The sequence below is a fragment of the Niastella sp. OAS944 genome (assembly GCA_024809215.1).
In the GTDB taxonomy this organism is placed as follows: domain Bacteria; phylum Bacteroidota; class Bacteroidia; order Chitinophagales; family Chitinophagaceae; genus Niastella.
In genome coordinates this window covers 289,639-306,880 of record JANUBW010000013.1, presented here as the reverse complement: position 1 = coordinate 306,880, position 17,242 = coordinate 289,639, and the positions used below count along the sequence as shown (strand labels likewise).

Genomic DNA, 17,242 nt, shown 5'->3' with positions numbered 1-17,242 from the left:
TCAATTCTTTTGCTGTATCCTGTCCTTGTGCTTTACTCATCTTGCTGCAAAAAAAATACTTTCTCCTAAATCCCCCAATTTTTCAACATGATCCTATAATTATTTGGGGGTATGTATATAAAGAAACAATCCCGGGAAGAACTCCGGGATTGTTCAAAAAGTTTGTACTAAACCTTACCAAGAAGGAACAGGGTTCATCAGGAGGTACAAATTTTACTTCGATTTCAAAGGATACATGGACTTGGTTTCTACGGACCTGGATTTTTGGATGTCTCGATTGAATGATTCAGAACTGGTTTTACATGAACATTTGGACTTTGGTCTTTGCTCGGATCTTGGATTACGCCGGTTGGATGGCCGGTTTGGTTTTTCTGGATTTTTTGTTGGTTTTTCCGGATCGTTGGATCAGGTTTTTCTTTTGGACATTGGTGTTCTTGTATCGATCAATCTGACGTATACAAACATATTGTTAAAATTTAAGGTTTGCAAGCGAACAAACGCTTGATTTATATATTTCAGAAATTACACATTAAATCGTAATTATACGAGCGTATGAATGGGCTTATACTTTTAGTTTCGGTTTAACGGTGAATTAGAATAACTTGTAAAGGCGCATTCAAATTGATTCACCAGAAAAAATCAGTCATTCTATGCAGTTCAAAGGAAGAAAAGTACTCATCACAGGAGGTTCACGTGGCATAGGAAAAGCGATTGCCTTACGTTTGGCAGCCGAAGGAGCCGATATTGCCATAGTTGGAAAAACAGCGGAGCCGCATCCTAAGTTGGAAGGGACCATTCATACCGCAGCTGAAGAAATTTTAAAAGCAGGAGCAGGCAAGGTTCTTCCTATACAGGGCGATATTCGTTTCGAAGAAAGCATTGAGCAAATAGTAAAAACAACCGTTGATCAATTTGGCGGTATAGATATCCTTATCAATAATGCAAGCGCCATTAATTTATCACCTACCGAACAAGTGGAGCCTAAGCGGTGGGACCTGATGCATGATATAAATGTACGCGGCACCTTTTTTATGAGCAGAGCGTGTTTACCCGCGTTAAAAAAGAGTACTAATGCGCATATCCTTAACCTGTCGCCACCATTGACCCTGAACCCCGAATGGTTTGGCCGTTTTTTGGCTTACACCATTAGTAAGTTTGGAATGAGCATGATCGTACTGGGACTGGCCGAAGAATTACGACCGCACCGTATTGGGGTAAATGCTCTTTGGCCCAAAACAACTATTGCTACTGCAGCCATTCAAAATATTGTTGGGGGCGATTTGATGGTGCAGCGCAGCCGCAAACCAGAGATCGTAGCCGATGCCGCTTACCATATTTTGCAACGCCCGGCTGCGGAATGTACAGGCAATTTCTTTATTGATGAAGAAATACTGTCACAGCAGGGCATTACTGATTTTACGCATTACGCCGTAAACCCCGGGCAAAAACTAATGCCCGATCTTTTCTTATAAAAAATAAAAAGGCCCCCGATGCATCGGGAGCCAAAGGCACAAGTCATGGCTATTGTAAAAAAGAGAGGAGGTTATTGTTTAACGAACCGGGTTGTGCCTATCCGGTTGAGTTTGTCGTCTTCAACAACAATGATATAAGTGCCGGCAGGTAAAGCACTGAGGCCTTGCACCGGAATATTATTTGATCCCACAATCAGCGAGCGCTGCAAATGTTGTAACTGCATTCCAAACTGGTTGTATATTTTAATATGTGCAGCCAGTTTACTTTCGCTATTGATATTTATACTGGCGTTGCTGATAACCGGGTTGGGATAGATCTTAAGGGCTAATTTTTCATTCTCCGCATTGCGAATTCGTATCATTTGCGAATAAGTGAAATTGCCATTTAGTTCAACCTGTTTCAATCGATAGTAATTTATCTGCCCTGCATTAAGGTCAACGGCATTGTATTCGTAGGCATTGTCTGCCATAACCGTTGTTAATGTTTGCCAGTTAACGCCGTCTGTGCTTTTTTCAACTATGTATTTATCGAGGTTTGTTTCCTGCGATGTCTCCCAGTTTAGTTTAACCGAATTGTTACTTAATGCGCCATTAAAAGACTTTAATGTTAACGGTAATATTATAGCGCGTTGGAAAGAAATATTTCCAATGGCAATTTCCTGTTCACCGGGATCGGTTGCTGAAGCGGAAGCCGCACGCAGGCGTACAAAGATGCAGAGGGTGTAGAGGTGTTTCATTGTCCGTGAGCGGGACTTGACGTTGGCGCAATAAAAAACCAAAGTAACACGCGGTTACTTTGGTTTACATATATTAGTTATGTTTATGTAGAATTACCCCTGCTCTGGCTTTTCTGCTGTTTTTTCGGGCCGCATTTGCGGGAACAGCAATACATCCTGAATAGAAGGCTGATTGGTCATCAGCATAACCAGGCGATCGATACCAATACCAATACCCGAAGTGGGCGGCATACCATATTCAAGCGCGCGAAGGAAATCGTTATCGATATACATGGCTTCATCATCACCACGTTTCAACAATTCGGCCTGTTCTTCAAAACGCTCGCGTTGATCAATAGGATCGTTCAGCTCACTGTATGCATTAGCGATCTCCTTACCATTTACCATCAGCTCAAAACGCTCAACCAGTCCGGGTTTGCTGCGATGTTTTTTGGTAAGCGGGCTCATTTCAATGGGGTAATCGATGATGAAAGTAGGCTGCACATAATGGCCTTCGCATTTTGTGCCAAACAGTTCATCGATCAATTTTCCTTTACCCATGCTGGCTTCGGTATGAATGTTCAGTTGTTTGCACACCTGGCGCAACTCATCTTCATTCATATTGCTTACATCGATGCCAGTATTTTCTTTAATGGCATCGTATATACTAATGCGCTTGAACGGCGCTTTAAAGTTAATTTCTTTATCACCTACCTGAAGGGTTGTAGTACCATGTAATGCAATGGCAATTTTTTCGAACAGGGTTTCGGTGATCTCCATCATCCAGAAATAATCCTTGTAGGCAGTATACCATTCCAACACGGTAAACTCAGGGTTATGGGTGCGGTCCATACCCTCGTTACGAAAGTTGCGGCTGAATTCATATACCCAGTCGAACCCGCCTACAATAAGGCGTTTCAGGTACAGCTCGTTGGCTATACGCAGGTAAAAAGGCACATCCAGTGCATTGTGGTGCGTGGTGAACGGCCTTGCAGCTGCACCACCGGGAATGGATTGCAATACCGGGGTATCAACTTCCAATGCGCCCTGCTCATTTAAGAAATCGCGAATGGTATTAATGAGCTTGCTGCGTTTTGTAAATGTATCTTTTACCGTTGGGTTAATGATGAGGTCGGCATAACGCTGGCGGTAACGGAACTCGGGGTCGGTTACTTCGTCGAATGCTTCGCCGTCTTTTACCTTAACAACCGGTAATGGTTTCAACGATTTGGTAAGAAAGGTGAACTCGGTAACGTGTACAGAGGTTTCACCGGTTTTGGTGGTGAAAACATAACCTTTTACGCCAATGATGTCGCCCATATCGGTAAGGTGTTTCCACACTTTATCGTACATCATCTTGTCTTCACCAGGGCAAACTTCATCGCGCTTAATATACACCTGTATATTGCCCGTACTATCCTGCAATTTGGCAAAAGAAGCCTTACCCATATCACGAATGCTCATGATGCGGCCCGCCAGGCATACATTGGCAAAGTCGGCTTTATTTTCTTCGCCCTTATAGTGCTTCTTAATATAGGCTGCTGTAATGTTAACAGGATACAAAGGCGCAGGGTAAGGATCGATACCCAGTTTTTGTAATTCCTGTAATTTCTCGCGTCGAATGATCTCCTGTTCTGACAAATGTTGTGTACTCATAAAATTGCAAATGCGGCTGCAAAGGTACTTGTTGTGGAGGATACAAACAACCGCGATACCAGTTGCCGGGTACCAGGTTGGTACCGGTTGCAAGTTCCAGGGTACAGGTTTCAGGGAAAACCAAAGCAGTCCATGAAACAAATTGTTGCCTGTTTTCCCCTGAAACCCTTAGTCCAGCGCCAGTAGTACCTGCCACGCTTCCCGTACTTTGCCTTCGTTCAGCAGTTTTTTGGCATACGTATGTAATTCGGTTTCCATATCGGCCGGGTTTACCGAGTAGTATTGAAAAATGCTTTTAAGCTGGGGATCGTCAAACGAGGGATCGATGGCCGGCAGCTCATGCACATTGCCCAGCTGACCCAGGTTATTGCCTGTGAGTATTTTGCTGTTCCTGATGGGATCTGGCAGTGCATCAATACCAATGCCCAGTTGGGTATTGGGTTTTTCTACCTGAAAAAGATTTGTTTCATCAACCTTGCAATACCAGTCGCCCCCCAGCCGGGCAATATGATGAATTTTACGCTGATCTATCATTTTGTTCTCATTCAGCAATTCATCGGCAATATGCATACGCAGTATTTCGCAAATGACCAGGTTGCCGGCGCCGCCTTCGGTACCCAGGGGTTTAACCTCCTGTACCCGGCATTCTAATTTTATTTTGCTTTCTTTTACCATGGGCGGCTGCACCAGAGTGGCTGGCTCGGCTGTAAAACCAGCCTTGGCAAATTCATTCACCTCTTTGGGAAATTCACAACTGGCCAAACTGGTTTGGTACACCATATCGTAATCAACAATATTGATCACCACTTCGGGCACTTCCAGCACATTTTCTAAAGTGTGCTTGGTGGTATTATCGCGTACCCGGCGTGCGGGTGAAAATATTACTATGGGCGGGTTCGATGAGAACAGATTGAAAAAGCTGAATGGGCTAAGGTTCACCTTGCCGGCTCTATCAACAGTGCTTGCAAAACAAACGGGCCGTGGTGCAATAGCGTGTTGCAAATAATTTTGCCGCAGCGCCGGCGCCAGTTCTTTCAGGTCTAAGATCATAGAAAACTAATATGCTAATTAGATAATGGGCTAATGTGCTTAAACCGATTTTTTCCGGGCCAGCAGTGAAAAATCATCCTCCTCCTGAATAATGGTATTGCTGAGTGTGCCCAGTCCATCCACTTCCAGTTCAACCACATCGCCGGGTTGCAGCCATTGCTCCTGATAGTCGGGATAGTTTAGTTTGCCGGTTCCATTCAGTTCTAAAAAGCAACCGGTGCCTACGGTACCACTGCCAATAACATCGCCGGGGTAAAGATCAACGCCATAGGAGGCGCGCTCGATGATCTCGGCAAAGGTCCAGTTCATATCTTTCATATTGCCATCGCTCACCTGTTTGCCATTTACGCGGCATTGCATACGCAGGTTGTAGTTTTTACCTGTATGGCCGGGCTGGGCTGGTACTTCAAATTGTTCCAACTCATCTAAGGTTACCAGCCAGGGGCCAATAACGGTAGAAAAATCTTTTCCTTTGGCGGGCCCCAGGTTCAGCAACATTTCTTCCATTTGCAGGCGACGGGCGCTCATATCGTTCATGATCATTAAACCACCAATATATTCATCGGCTTCTTCGGCCCTTATGTTACGGCCATGTTTACATACTACAATGGCTACTTCCAGTTCAAAATCGAGCTTCTCAAAATGATCGGGCATGCATTGTATATTGCCGGGGCCCTGTATGCTATGGTGATTGGTAAAATAGAAAATGGGGTATTGATCAAACTCAGGGATCATGGGCGCCTTGCGGTTACGGCGGGCCGCTTCTACGTGCTGGCGAAAAGCATAGCCATCGCGGCAGCTTGTAGGGAATGGAACAGGGGCCAAAATAGTTGCACTATCGTACGCAAAGCCCTTGCTTTTAGGGATCTTTCCTTCCTTTATCATCATTTCGCCACCCAGCGCCATGGAATAAGCATCTTCCCAATAGCTGAGGAATATGCTCATACTCTGAGGCAGATCGGGATGTAAAACTTCGGCATCATATAGTAATCCGTCAACGAGTATTGCTACACGGTCGTGACCTTCGCTGAGATAAGAAACAAGTTTCATGTATGGCAGTATTTTTTAGAGCATGCAATGTAATTTAAAAGTTGACATGTTGGTAAGGGAAGGTTTCCTGTTTATAGTTGTGCGGCTTAAAGCCATAAGCCGAAAGCTGAAAGCAAATACAAGCTGGTTTTCGCTTTTGGCTTTAGGCTTTCGGCTTTTAGCTTGCCGGATTCTGCGTGGTAAAAAATTATCCTGCTCCTCATTTTGTACGTAACTTTTGCCCATGAAACAATGGGTGTTTTTAATGGCATTGTTGGCAACAACCTATGTTGCTTCGGCGCAAAGCAAAACAGATGCATGGCTCGAAAAAATGATCAGGCAACAGGCCTCACCATTCCTGAATGAGATCCTGGATCAGCCCGATACATTTCATTACCAGTTCATATATACAAAGATCGATCGCGATAAAAATAATCAACCCCATTTTACCAATTACTATTACAGGGTTAACCGTAACGAGTACTTTAACCCTGCATCGATGGTTAAGTTGCCAACAGCTGTATTGGCCCTGGAAAAAATGAACACCCTAAACAAGTACGGCGTTAATAAATTCACCACTATGTTTACCGATAGTGCATTTAGCCGGCAAACAAAGGTGAAGCACGACAGCAGCGCGGCCAACTTTTTGCCTTCTGTAGCGCAGTATGTAAAAAAGATCTTTTTGGTAAGCGATAATGATGCCTATAATCGCCTGTACGAATTTGTTGGCCAGCAGCAGTTGAACGAACGCATGTGGCAAATGGGTTATAACGATACCCGTATTACCCGCCGTTTTGTGACCATGAATGAAGATGAGAACCGCCATACCAATCCAATCAGGTTTATGCAGGGCGATAGTTTGTTGTACAGGCAATTGGCAGCCTACAATGCTGACCCATTCAATTTTCAAAAGAAAATATTCATAGGCCGGGCGCATTACAACCGTTTCGACAGTTTGATAAAAGCGCCTATGGATTTTACCACCCACAACAATTTTCCGTTGGAAGATATGCAGCAGGTGCTGCAGGCAGTTTTGTTCCCCAATTCAGTGCCAGAGCAGAAGCGATTTAATTTACAGCCCGATGATTATGCATTCCTGTACAGGTATATGAGCGAACTGCCTTCTGAAAGCGATCATCCGCATTATGATACCGCCGAGTTTTTCGACAGCTATACCAAGTTCTTTATGTTCAAAGCCTGGCGAAGTAAAATTCCTTCCAACATACGGGTATTTAATAAAACAGGCTGGTCGTATGGTTTTCTTACAGATGTTGCCTACATAGTTGATTTTAAAAATAAGATTGAGTTTATGGTAAGCGGTAATATTTATGTGAATAGTGACGGTGTGCTGAACGATGATAAATACGAGTATGTTGAAACGGGCTATCCCTTCTTTAAAGAAATGGGCAATATTATTTACCAGTACGAGCTGAAACGAAAAAGAAAACATGCGCCCGATCTCAGCGCCTTTCAATTTGATTACCGCAATTAAAAAGAGTTTACAACTATGCATCATTATAAAAAGCAGGCTGGCTTGCCAGTGATCATTGTTTTACTGTTAAGTGTGGTTAGTTTAATTGTTAATGCCCAAACCAATAGTTATATACGCATAAATTTGTTAGGGTATAAACCAAACAGCAACAAAGTGGCGGTATGGTGCAGTAAAGAACAAAACATGATCGCTGATTTTAGTATAGTAAATGTTGCCAATGGAAAAACGGTTTATACCGGAAAGGCCGGCAAAGCCTTTGGCGCCTATGGCCCCTTTACGCAAACTGCGAGGTTAAATTTTTCAACCTTTACCACTCCGGGCAGGTATCTTATAAAAGCAGGCACGGCATTATCACCTGAGTTTAGGATTGACGCTGATGTATATAAAGGCGGGGCCGATTTTTGTTTGCGTTATATGCGTCAACAACGCAGTGGGTTTAATCCGTTTTTGAATGATAGTTGCCATACCCATGATGGTTATACTTTGTATGGCCCCATGCCCGATAGTACGCACATAGATGCAAGCGGAGGCTGGCACGATGCATCGGATTACCTGCAATATGTTACCACTTCAGCAAACGCCACCTGGCATTTGCTGGCTGCCTACCGCGATTTTCCAAAAGTGTTTAATGATGCACACCAGGCAAATGGGTTGCCCGGAAAGAACAACCGGGCCGATGTATTGGATGAAGCCCATTGGGGATTGAACTGGTTATTAAAAATGCATCCCCGCAGTAATTGGATGTTTAACCAAATTGCCGATGACCGCGATCATCAGGGAATGCGTATACCCAAAGAAGATAGCTTTTACGGCCGCGGGTATGAGCGTCCGGTTTACTTTTGCACCCCTACGCCACAGGGTTCTGCCAAATACAAGAACCGCTCAACCGGGCTGGCTTCAACCGCCGGTAAATTTGCCAGTGCATTTGCATTGGGCTCGGTATTATTTAAAGATACATTGCTTCAAAGCAGGGCATTATCGGCCTGGGCATTGGGTGTTGAAAAGCCAGGCGTATGCCAAACCGCACCGGGGCGTTCACCCTACTTTTATGAGGAAGACAACTGGACGGATGATATGGAGCTTGCGGGTGCATCCATTGCAGCCATGAAAGGTGCCTACAAAAAACATATAACAGCGGCCTACACGTATTCGCAACAGGAAGAAATTACTCCCTGGCTTGGTTCCGATACCGCACGCCACTACCAATGGTATCCTTTTATAAACATAGGGCATTATGAGTTATCTAAACAATTGCGCGGGCAGCAGCAAAAAGAATTAATGGGGTATTACAAAGAAGGTATTGAGCGCGTATGGCAGAAGGCAAACCGCAATGCATTTTACCGGGGTGTGCCATTTATTTGGTGCAGTAATAATTTAACCACTTCATTTGCTACGCAGTGTTACTGGTACCGAAAACTAATGGGTGATGCTACATATAGCGAACTGGAACAAGCTTGTTTCGATTGGTTGTTTGGCTGCAATCCCTGGGGAACAAGTATGGTCTATGGGTTGCCTTCCTGGGGCGATACGCCTGCCGACCCGCATTCGGCTTTCACCCACTTAAAAAAGTATTCTATTGATGGTGGTTTGGTTGATGGCCCCGTGTATGGTACTATTTATAAAAATCTTATTGGCATTACACTGAATGAGCCCGATGAATATGCGGCTTTTCAAAGCGACCTGGTAGTATACCATGATGATTATGGCGATTACTCAACCAATGAACCTACTATGGATGGTACGGCTTCGCTGGTGTATTTACTGGCAGCCAAAGAGGACGATCAATCAAAGATGTTCAAGAGCACAACTGCTGCATATACTTACGATCATGGTGCTATAATAAGGGGCGATACCAAACAAAAGAAACTGGCCCTGGTATTTACCGGCGATGAGTATAACAATGATATGCCTGGGATTGAGCGTGCCCTGCGTATTAAGAACGTTAAAGCATCCTTTTTCTTTACCGGCAGGTTCTACCGTAATGAAGCGAATAAGCTTCCTATTGTTACTTTGAGAAAACAGGGTCATTATCTGGGGCCACATTCTGATGCGCATTTGTTGTATTGCGACTGGGGCAAACGCGATAGTTTGCTGGTGACCAAAGAGCAGTTTGTACAGGACCTGACCAATAACTATAAGGCCATGCAGGCCTATGGTATAACCAAACAGCAGGCCCCGTTCTTTTTACCCCCTTATGAATGGTTCAATGATAGCATTACCGTGTGGACGAAGCAACAAGGTGTGCAGTTAGTGAATTTTACTCCCGGTACTTACAGTAATGCAGATTATACAACACCCGATATGAAGAATTACAGAAGCAGTACTGCTATATTGGATTCAATTATGGCATATGAGCAACGTAATACAGCCGGGTTGAATGGCTTTATTTTATTATTTCATGTTGGTGCACATCCGGCGCGCACAGACAGGTCTTCGGGTCAACTGCAAAGGCTTATTTCGTATTTACAGGAAAGAAAATATGTATTAACCACCATCAACGACCTGATAAGCAAGTAGCAAAATGTAGAAAATATTGCCCTTCCTGCTTTAATCAAAAATTTTCTTCAACCCCGCCCGAACCTTTATTTAAAATCAGGGTTAATATAGAGTTGCACCTACTTTTCCAACTACCCAAGGTACCCGGCAAGTATTTAATCAAGAAAGGATTTTATTCTAAAAGTGAATTACCTGATGGAAAAGGTAACCAAACCGCGCTATGCGAAAAGTGGCGATGATGTCATCTTTCAACAATTGCGTCAGGATGTGAGCGTCCTTGTTCAGCAATTACAATCTAAGCGACGGGGGAGTATACTACTAAAAGCAGTGTTGTTCCCTGCCCTGTATTTATTTGTTTATTTGGCCATACTGGCCTACGGCGAACATCCATTTATCTTTTATTCCGGATATTTCTTATTGGGTGTTTTACTCGTCATGATATTTTTGAATATCATTCATGATGCCGTGCACGGCTCCATTTTCAACCGAAAAAAACTAAATCAATACTATGTGCACCTGTTCGATCTAATGGGGGCCAACAGTTATGTTTGGCGGCAGCGTCACATTAGGTTTCATCATAATTATCCTAATGTAAACGGGTGGGATACCGATATTGAACAGAGCGGCATGGCTCGTATTTTCCCTAATGGTAATGCATTACACATTCACCGCTATCAACATATTTATTTGCCATTGCTGTACCCGTTATACCTGTTCAACTGGTTGCTGGTACGGGATTTTAAAGACTTTTTTAATAAGAAGAGGACCATCTGGAAGCTTATAACAATACCACGTATAGAGTACGTTAAGTTGTTTGCCTTTAAGGCGTTCTTTCTTTTCTATCTTATAGTGGCGCCCTGGTTTGTGTTGCATGTATCGTGGTTAATGGTAATTGCGGGGTTTGTGCTTATGCTTTTTACGGCCAGCTTATTCTCTTTGATGGTTTTGTTGAGCCCGCACGCAAACGATAGCTCGGAGTTTCCATTACCCAATGAGGAGAACAGCCTGCCCTATAACTGGATGATGCATATGTTGTATACAACCAACGACGTAACGCACGATAACTGGTTCGTGCGGTTTTTTATGGGCTGTTTTAATTACCATGTGGTGCATCATTTATTCCCTAATGTAAATCATATATATTATCCCGAAGTAACCGAATTGTTAAAGGAATATGCTAAAATGTACAACTGGCCTTACCGGCAGTACTCACTGGCTGTATCTTTAAGAAAACATTACCGGTTATTAAAGGAGAACGGGGTAACAGAAAATATTTTTGATGAAACTATGTAGGGAAGGAGTAGGCGCGTAAGTAAATGAATTTTGTATTTTTGCTACCAATCACACGGTTATGAAATTTGAGAAGATACATAACAAAGGACAGGCACGGTTGTTTCAGAACCAATACCTCGAGATGCTTACTAAGACGCACCCGCTGGTTATTTGGGGTATGTACGTGCCGGTGATCATTTATCTGTTATACTATAGCAATAATACGCTTGGCTTTTCGGGCTTGCGTATTACGCTTACATTTATTGGCGCCCTGTTTTTTTGGACCTTCTTTGAGTATATAGCTCACCGTTTTTTATATCATTGGGTTAGTGAAAACCCAAAGGTTCAAAAGTTTGTATATACCATGCATGGCAATCACCACCATTATCCCCGCGATAAGGAACGGTTATTTTTGCCCCCGGTACCCAGCCTTATAATGGCTTCGGCTATTTTTTCATTGATGTACCTGGTAATGCGTGAGAATGTATTTATGTTCTTCCCCGGCTTTATTCTTGGCTATTTATTATATGGCAGTATGCACTTTGCCATTCATGCCTGGAACCCGCCTTTTAAATGGATGAAACCGCTTTGGCGCAACCATCACCTGCATCATTATAAAGATGATAATAAAGGGTATGGCGTTAGCACAACTTTCTGGGACAGGGTTTTTGGGACCATGTTTGATTTGAAGAAAGAGAAAGAGGATAAAGAGAAAGTAAAGGACTTAATGTATTAAGAATACCAAGACCTGTAAGGTTCGCCATTGGGTCCTGAATAATCAGACTGTTGTTGCGATCCTGACAGGTCGGATTTAGGTAAGGCAATTAGACCTGTCAGGTCCAATCCAAACTAATAATTACTCAATCTCAAATGATGGACCTTACAGGTCTTAGAATACTAACCGATAGGTTCTATGTATTTTGTCTTGCGTGGCGCCGGTGGCTTCGTGAATGGCTAACATTTTATCGTTAAAATCGCCCACCCATGCCAGTTCAACGCCTTTAATGGTATTACGAGGTAATACTTCCTGTTGTAAACAGCGAATAAGTGCCGATTCAATTCCATGGTTCTGGAACTTTTTCTTACAGCCCATAATGATGATGCGTAAGCGGTCGACCCTGGTGGTTTTTGAATACCAGAAGAATTTTAGTTTACCCCACAGGTTTAGTTTGCCATTTACATGTTTCAGTATCTGGTTTACATCGGGCAGGCATAAAACCACCGCAATAGGCTCGTTTTTGTAATAGGCAAACCAAATGATCTTCTCATCCATAATGGCCTTCATTTGCCTGAAACTTTCCTTAATGGTGCCCATTTCAATGGGGGTAAAGTTCTCAAAATCGCTCCAGGCATCATTATAGATCTCACGAAAATCGCCGGCATATTTGTCGAACTGCGATTTATCGAAGTGCCGGAAGGAATAATCGGGTTTTTTCATTACCCAATCAGAGATTTTGGTAAATCTTTCCGGCAGGGGGGTAGTAGCATCTAAAAAATTTGTGAGCTGATCGTACAGTTTCGTAAAACCATACGCCTCAAAAATATCTTTATACCAGGTTGGGTTGTAGTTCATTCCCAGGCTGGGTGGTTTGAACCCATGGATCAGCAGGCCCCAATATTTGTCATTTTCGCCAAAATTAATAGGTCCGTCCATAGCCTCCATGCCCTTACTTTTTAGCCATGCTTTGGCGGTATCGAGTAAAAGAAAGGCAGCTTTTTCATCGTGAATACACTCAAAAAAGCCCACGCCGCCGGTTGGCTGCGGGTTCTTATGCGATTTTTCGTAATTTATAAAGGCGGCAATACGCCCAATGTACTGGCCGGTTTTATCGGCTAGTAACCAACGGGTTAAAATACCGTGCGAAAAAAAAACATTGCGGGAAGGGTCGAAAATTGCTTCCACATCACTGTCCAACGGGCAAATCCAGTGCGGATCATCTTTGTATAATCTCTTGGGCAGGTCAATAAAATCACGAGCCTGCTTTAATGTAGCTACCTCTGTCAGGTTCATGGAGCGAACTTAGGAATTATTCACCATTTATCGTCATCCGGAATGTTTTGCTGGGGTTTGAATTGGGCCCGCATTTTTTGTTTTTGTAGTTGCCGTTCAAGGATGAGCTCGGCAATCAGCAGCCCGGCATCCTGATCTGCTTGTTGTTCCAGGGTTTGTTTAAGGGTTTGTTCAGAAATATCGATGCGGTAAAGAATGTTGATAAGACGTGCAAAATCGGTCTGAATCAAATAATTAATGCCTTCGGCCAGGGCTTCGCTTAGCTGCTTTTTATTATTTGTGACAGGAAGGTTAAAATCGGTGCTCAGTTCCTGTTGTATAAGGGGTATATTTTCTTCAGGCATTTGCATACAGGTGAAAATAAATTCATTTTACATAAAAAAAATATTCAACGCAATTTGCTTTTGTACCGGCCCCAGAAATTTGTCACCGGCTCATTTCATGTGGCACCAATTAAGTATTTTTACAAAAGGGATGCGCCAGGAGCGAATGGCCTGTCCCTAAGCATTCATTGACCCTCACTTCATGTAACATTTTAACCTTATTCTCACGATATGCGTTGGAGTGCTGGGATAATTGTATGCTTTTTATTGTTTATTAGTACCGCTGTACAGGCGCAACGACCCCGTTATGGGGCCATCAAAGGTACGGTTATCGATTCATTAAGCCGCCGTACGCTCGAATCTACTTCGGTCACCGTTTTTCTTTCCAAAGATTCTTCTCTTGTAAATTATGCCATTACCTCCCGTAAAGGTGATTTTACTATAACCGATATACCGTTAAATACCGAATGCAGAATTGTTATAACCAGCAAAGGATACGATGAGTATTCAAAATCGCTTAAACTGCCGGCAGATACTAAAGAGCTAAGGCTCGATACAATTTTGCTTGTAAAAGCCTTTAACGAACTAAAAGCTGTTACCGTTACGGCTCTTCGGCCACCCGTAACAGTAAAACCCGATACCCTTGAGTTTAACGTTACTTCTTTTAAGACCATGCCCAATGCCATGGTTGAAGACCTGTTAAAACAGCTGCCGGGTGTTGATGTTGATAAAGACGGAAACGTAACTATCAATGGTAAAAAGATATCGAAGATAATGGTTGACGGGCGCGAGTTTTTTGGCGGCGACCCTAAAATTGCGCTTAAGAACCTGCCAAAAGACATCATTGATAAACTGCAGGTGGTAGATAATAAAACCCGTGAACAGCGCTTTAATAAAACCTCCAATGGTAACGAAGACCTGGCCATTAACCTTACGCTGCGAAAGGAAGTACAAAAAGGCTGGTTTGGCAGGGTGAGCGCCGGTTATGGTACCAATGAACGGTATGAAGGCTCGGGCATGATCAATTTTTTTAATGGCGCCAAACAGTTCAGTATTATCGGTAATGCCAGCAATACAAACCGTGGTAGTGTTGCGGGTGGCGACTTCAGTATTGCTAACAGCAGAAGCACCCTCGATGGCGGCGGTGGTGGACTTACCCGAGCCGCTTCGGGTGGCCTGAACTTCAGCGATAATATTGGCCGGCAAATAAAATTGAACGGCAGCTATTTTTATAACAATGCCCACACTGATAATGTATCAAAAAGCCAACGTGAGAATAGATTGCCCGACAGCATTTTCTTTTATAATTCCGATAATAACAGCATTAATGAATATAGCGGCCACCGGTTAACACTTAATGCCAGTTATACTATCGACACGCTGACCGAACTGCACATCAACTCAAATGTGAACACCAATAAAAGCGACAATGTAAATATTAAAAAGGCCATTTCATTAACCACAACCGGCGGTAAAATAAATACCAGCGAAAATAACTTTACTACTAATGGAGACGGTAAGAACATAAGTACGGAGCTCTTTTTTAGCCGCCGGTTTAAAAAACAGGGGCGGGGCTTTACCATTGGGTTGAATTATAACTATACCGATCAGTCGTCGATAAGCGATAATTTGGGTCAGAATGATTTTTATAAGAATGGCGCGGTTGATAGTATCGATGTGGTAAATCAACGCAGCAATCAAAAAAATAATAACAAGGTTGTATCGGTAACAGCTTCCTGGGCCGAGCCGTTAACCCAATACCTTAGTGCGATAATCAGGTATAACTATACCCGTAACCTGAATTATTCCGACAAGATCACCAACCGGTACAATGCGATCACTGATAAGTATGACCTGGAAGATACCGCATTTACCAATGCCTTTCGCAATATCAACGAAACACAAACACCCGATGTAAGCTTGTCGTTCAATAAAAACAAATACCGGGCTGCTATTGGCTCGGGTGTGCAATTTATGAAACAAGACAATCTTACAATAACCAATGGTGATCTGTTGCAGCAGCAATATATCAATATAACGCCTTCGGCTAACCTTGGTTATAATTTTAGTAAAACAGGTAATTTGTCAATTTATTATAATGGCCGTAACCAACAGCCTACTATACAACAGTTGCAGCCAGTGCCCGATAACAGCAATCCATTATACGTGAACCTGGGCAATCCCGATCTGAAACCTTCTTTTTATCATAATATCAACTTGCAGGTGCGGGAATCGAAAGGTAATAGTTACTGGTTTGCCGGGCTTACCTATAATACCACACAAGACCAGATCATTTATCAAACCTGGTTCGATGATGTAGGTAAACAGTTTAGTCAGCCTGTGAATATAAATGGGAATTTTAGCACATCGGGCAATCTGCAGTTTAGCCAAACTTTTAAAAAAAGGGATGTAATGTTGCGAATGAACCTGGGCGCCAATGGTTATTATAACCGCAACAATACCTTTACCAATAAAGTGGCTTTAGCATCCAACTCAATAAGCGTTTCGCAATCTGTTGGGTTGAACTTTACTTACAAACAGTTGCTGAGTGTTATGCCCTCCTTTAATATTCGCTATAACAAAACACAATATTCATCTGAGTCGCTACAGGATGTGGCGTTCAATACCAAAACATTATCGGTAAGTGCGTTTTGGAACAGCCCCAAATGGCTGATACTTGAAAACAACCTGCAATACAGTTATAACAGCCAGATAGCGCCTGGTTTTAATAAGAGTGTTACCATGTGGAGCGCTGCAGTAAATTGCCTGATGTTCAAGAATCAGCAGGGTATATTGCGACTGGCTGTATACGATATATTAAGGCAGAACGTGGGGGTTTCACGTACCGTTACGCAAAACTTTATTGAGGACCGCCAAACTGAGGTGCTACAGCAATATTTTCTGCTGAGCTTTATTTATAATCTAAGGAAGTTTACTGGTAAGAAATAATTAGAACTTCTCCATAACCCCAAGTCCAAACAATGCGAAATCATATTTAACCGGATCGTTGGGATCCAGTTTGCGCAGGCATTCCGTTAGCTCTACTGCTGCCTGCCAGTCAATTTGTTTACGGGGTAGCAGGTTAAAACGTTTGGCAACGCGGGCAACATGCAAATCGATGGGGCAAATAAGTTGTGCGGGTGAAATGTTTTTCCAAATGCCAAAGTCAACACCGGCTTTATCATTACGCACCATCCAACGTAAATACATGTTCAATCTTTTACATGTTGAATTTTTTTCGGGCGTTGCAATGTGTTTGCGGGTGCGGTTTGGCACATCTTCAAGCGAAAAAAAATAATGATGAAAGCGGGCCAACCCATTTTCAATGGTGGCATCTTTGGGATTCATGCCAAGTGTAAAAGCCGTTTCAAGACTGTTGTGTTTTGTATAATGGAATTTAAAGAACTCAATAAAATACAACAGGTCGGTGGTGTTGAATGTGCGGTGTTTGAATGATAAGAGCTTTTTTAGGTCATTATCGGCATGTTGCAGAACGAACTGATGCGGCGCCATATCCATCGCCTGCATCAGCTCGTGCGATTTTTTGATGATCGTTGTGCGATTGCCCCAGGCAAACACAGCGGCAAAAAATCCTGCTATTTCAATGTCTTGTAGTTTTTTAAATAAATGCGGTATTGAAACAGGGTCATCTTTAATGAACGAAGGTTGGTTATACTCCTCCGTTTTGCGGTTCAAAAAATCTTTTAAAGATGGTTGTTTCATTG

At 43.0% G+C, this 17,242-nt stretch carries 13 protein-coding genes; 6 read left to right on the top strand and 7 right to left on the bottom strand.

Features of this window, described 5'->3' with window-relative positions:
- The first annotated feature begins 650 nt into the window (after nucleotides 1–650).
- A complete protein-coding gene (locus GGD38_RS35365; RefSeq protein WP_375297720.1) occupies nucleotides 651–1,472 on the top strand; it encodes an SDR family oxidoreductase in 822 nt (273 codons plus the stop codon).
- 71 nt (nucleotides 1,473–1,543) lie between these two features.
- Here the strand turns inward: GGD38_RS35365 and GGD38_RS35360 are convergent, their stop codons facing one another.
- From GGD38_RS35360 to GGD38_RS35345, 4 genes are all read right to left on the bottom strand, one after another.
- Complete coding sequence (locus GGD38_RS35360) at nucleotides 1,544–2,209, bottom strand: T9SS type A sorting domain-containing protein (RefSeq protein ID WP_375297721.1); 666 nt, start codon at nucleotides 2,207–2,209, stop codon at nucleotides 1,544–1,546.
- Nucleotides 2,210–2,302: 93 nt separating this feature from the next.
- On the bottom strand, nucleotides 2,303–3,844 hold the full coding sequence (gene lysS / locus GGD38_RS35355; RefSeq protein ID WP_375297722.1) for a lysine--tRNA ligase: 1,542 nt from the start codon (nucleotides 3,842–3,844) through the stop codon (nucleotides 2,303–2,305).
- A 168-nt stretch (nucleotides 3,845–4,012) separates the two neighbouring features.
- Nucleotides 4,013–4,894: a flavin reductase family protein gene (locus tag GGD38_RS35350; protein WP_375297723.1), complete on the bottom strand. Its 882-nt coding sequence runs from the start codon at nucleotides 4,892–4,894 to the stop codon at nucleotides 4,013–4,015.
- Nucleotides 4,895–4,933: 39 nt separating this feature from the next.
- Nucleotides 4,934–5,944: a fumarylacetoacetate hydrolase family protein gene (locus tag GGD38_RS35345; protein WP_375297724.1), complete on the bottom strand. Its 1,011-nt coding sequence runs from the start codon at nucleotides 5,942–5,944 to the stop codon at nucleotides 4,934–4,936.
- A 223-nt stretch (nucleotides 5,945–6,167) separates the two neighbouring features.
- Between GGD38_RS35345 and GGD38_RS35340 the strand changes: the two genes are divergently transcribed.
- The 4 genes from GGD38_RS35340 (at nucleotide 6,168) to GGD38_RS35325 (ending at nucleotide 11,919) form a co-directional block, all read left to right on the top strand.
- Nucleotides 6,168–7,415, top strand: a complete 1,248-nt coding sequence (locus GGD38_RS35340) for a serine hydrolase (RefSeq protein ID WP_375297725.1) — start codon at nucleotides 6,168–6,170, stop codon at nucleotides 7,413–7,415.
- A 15-nt stretch (nucleotides 7,416–7,430) separates the two neighbouring features.
- On the top strand, nucleotides 7,431–9,932 hold the full coding sequence (locus tag GGD38_RS35335; protein WP_375297726.1) for a glycoside hydrolase family 9 protein: 2,502 nt from the start codon (nucleotides 7,431–7,433) through the stop codon (nucleotides 9,930–9,932).
- Between the two features lie 174 nt (nucleotides 9,933–10,106).
- Nucleotides 10,107–11,204 carry a fatty acid desaturase family protein gene (locus tag GGD38_RS35330; RefSeq protein WP_375297727.1) on the top strand — a complete coding sequence of 366 codons (1,098 nt, stop codon included), beginning with the start codon at nucleotides 10,107–10,109 and terminating at the stop codon, nucleotides 11,202–11,204.
- A 58-nt stretch (nucleotides 11,205–11,262) separates the two neighbouring features.
- Nucleotides 11,263–11,919, top strand: coding sequence for a sterol desaturase family protein (locus tag GGD38_RS35325; RefSeq protein WP_375297728.1), 657 nt, complete (start codon nucleotides 11,263–11,265; stop codon nucleotides 11,917–11,919).
- A 153-nt stretch (nucleotides 11,920–12,072) separates the two neighbouring features.
- Here the strand turns inward: GGD38_RS35325 and GGD38_RS35320 are convergent, their stop codons facing one another.
- On the bottom strand, nucleotides 12,073–13,194 hold the full coding sequence (locus GGD38_RS35320; protein ID WP_375303957.1) for a GNAT family N-acetyltransferase: 1,122 nt from the start codon (nucleotides 13,192–13,194) through the stop codon (nucleotides 12,073–12,075).
- 20 nt (nucleotides 13,195–13,214) lie between these two features.
- Nucleotides 13,215–13,544: a hypothetical protein gene (locus GGD38_RS35315; RefSeq protein ID WP_375297731.1), complete on the bottom strand. Its 330-nt coding sequence runs from the start codon at nucleotides 13,542–13,544 to the stop codon at nucleotides 13,215–13,217.
- Between the two features lie 204 nt (nucleotides 13,545–13,748).
- Between GGD38_RS35315 and GGD38_RS35310 the strand changes: the two genes are divergently transcribed.
- Nucleotides 13,749–16,466 (top strand): outer membrane beta-barrel protein, encoded by a 2,718-nt coding sequence (locus tag GGD38_RS35310; protein WP_375297732.1) that lies wholly within the window; start codon nucleotides 13,749–13,751, stop codon nucleotides 16,464–16,466.
- Here GGD38_RS35310 and GGD38_RS35305 read toward each other — a convergent pair whose 3' ends face one another.
- Complete coding sequence (locus GGD38_RS35305; RefSeq protein WP_375297733.1) at nucleotides 16,467–17,240, bottom strand: TIGR02757 family protein; 774 nt, start codon at nucleotides 17,238–17,240, stop codon at nucleotides 16,467–16,469. It abuts the gene before it with no gap.
- Nucleotides 17,241–17,242: the final 2 nt, after the last annotated feature.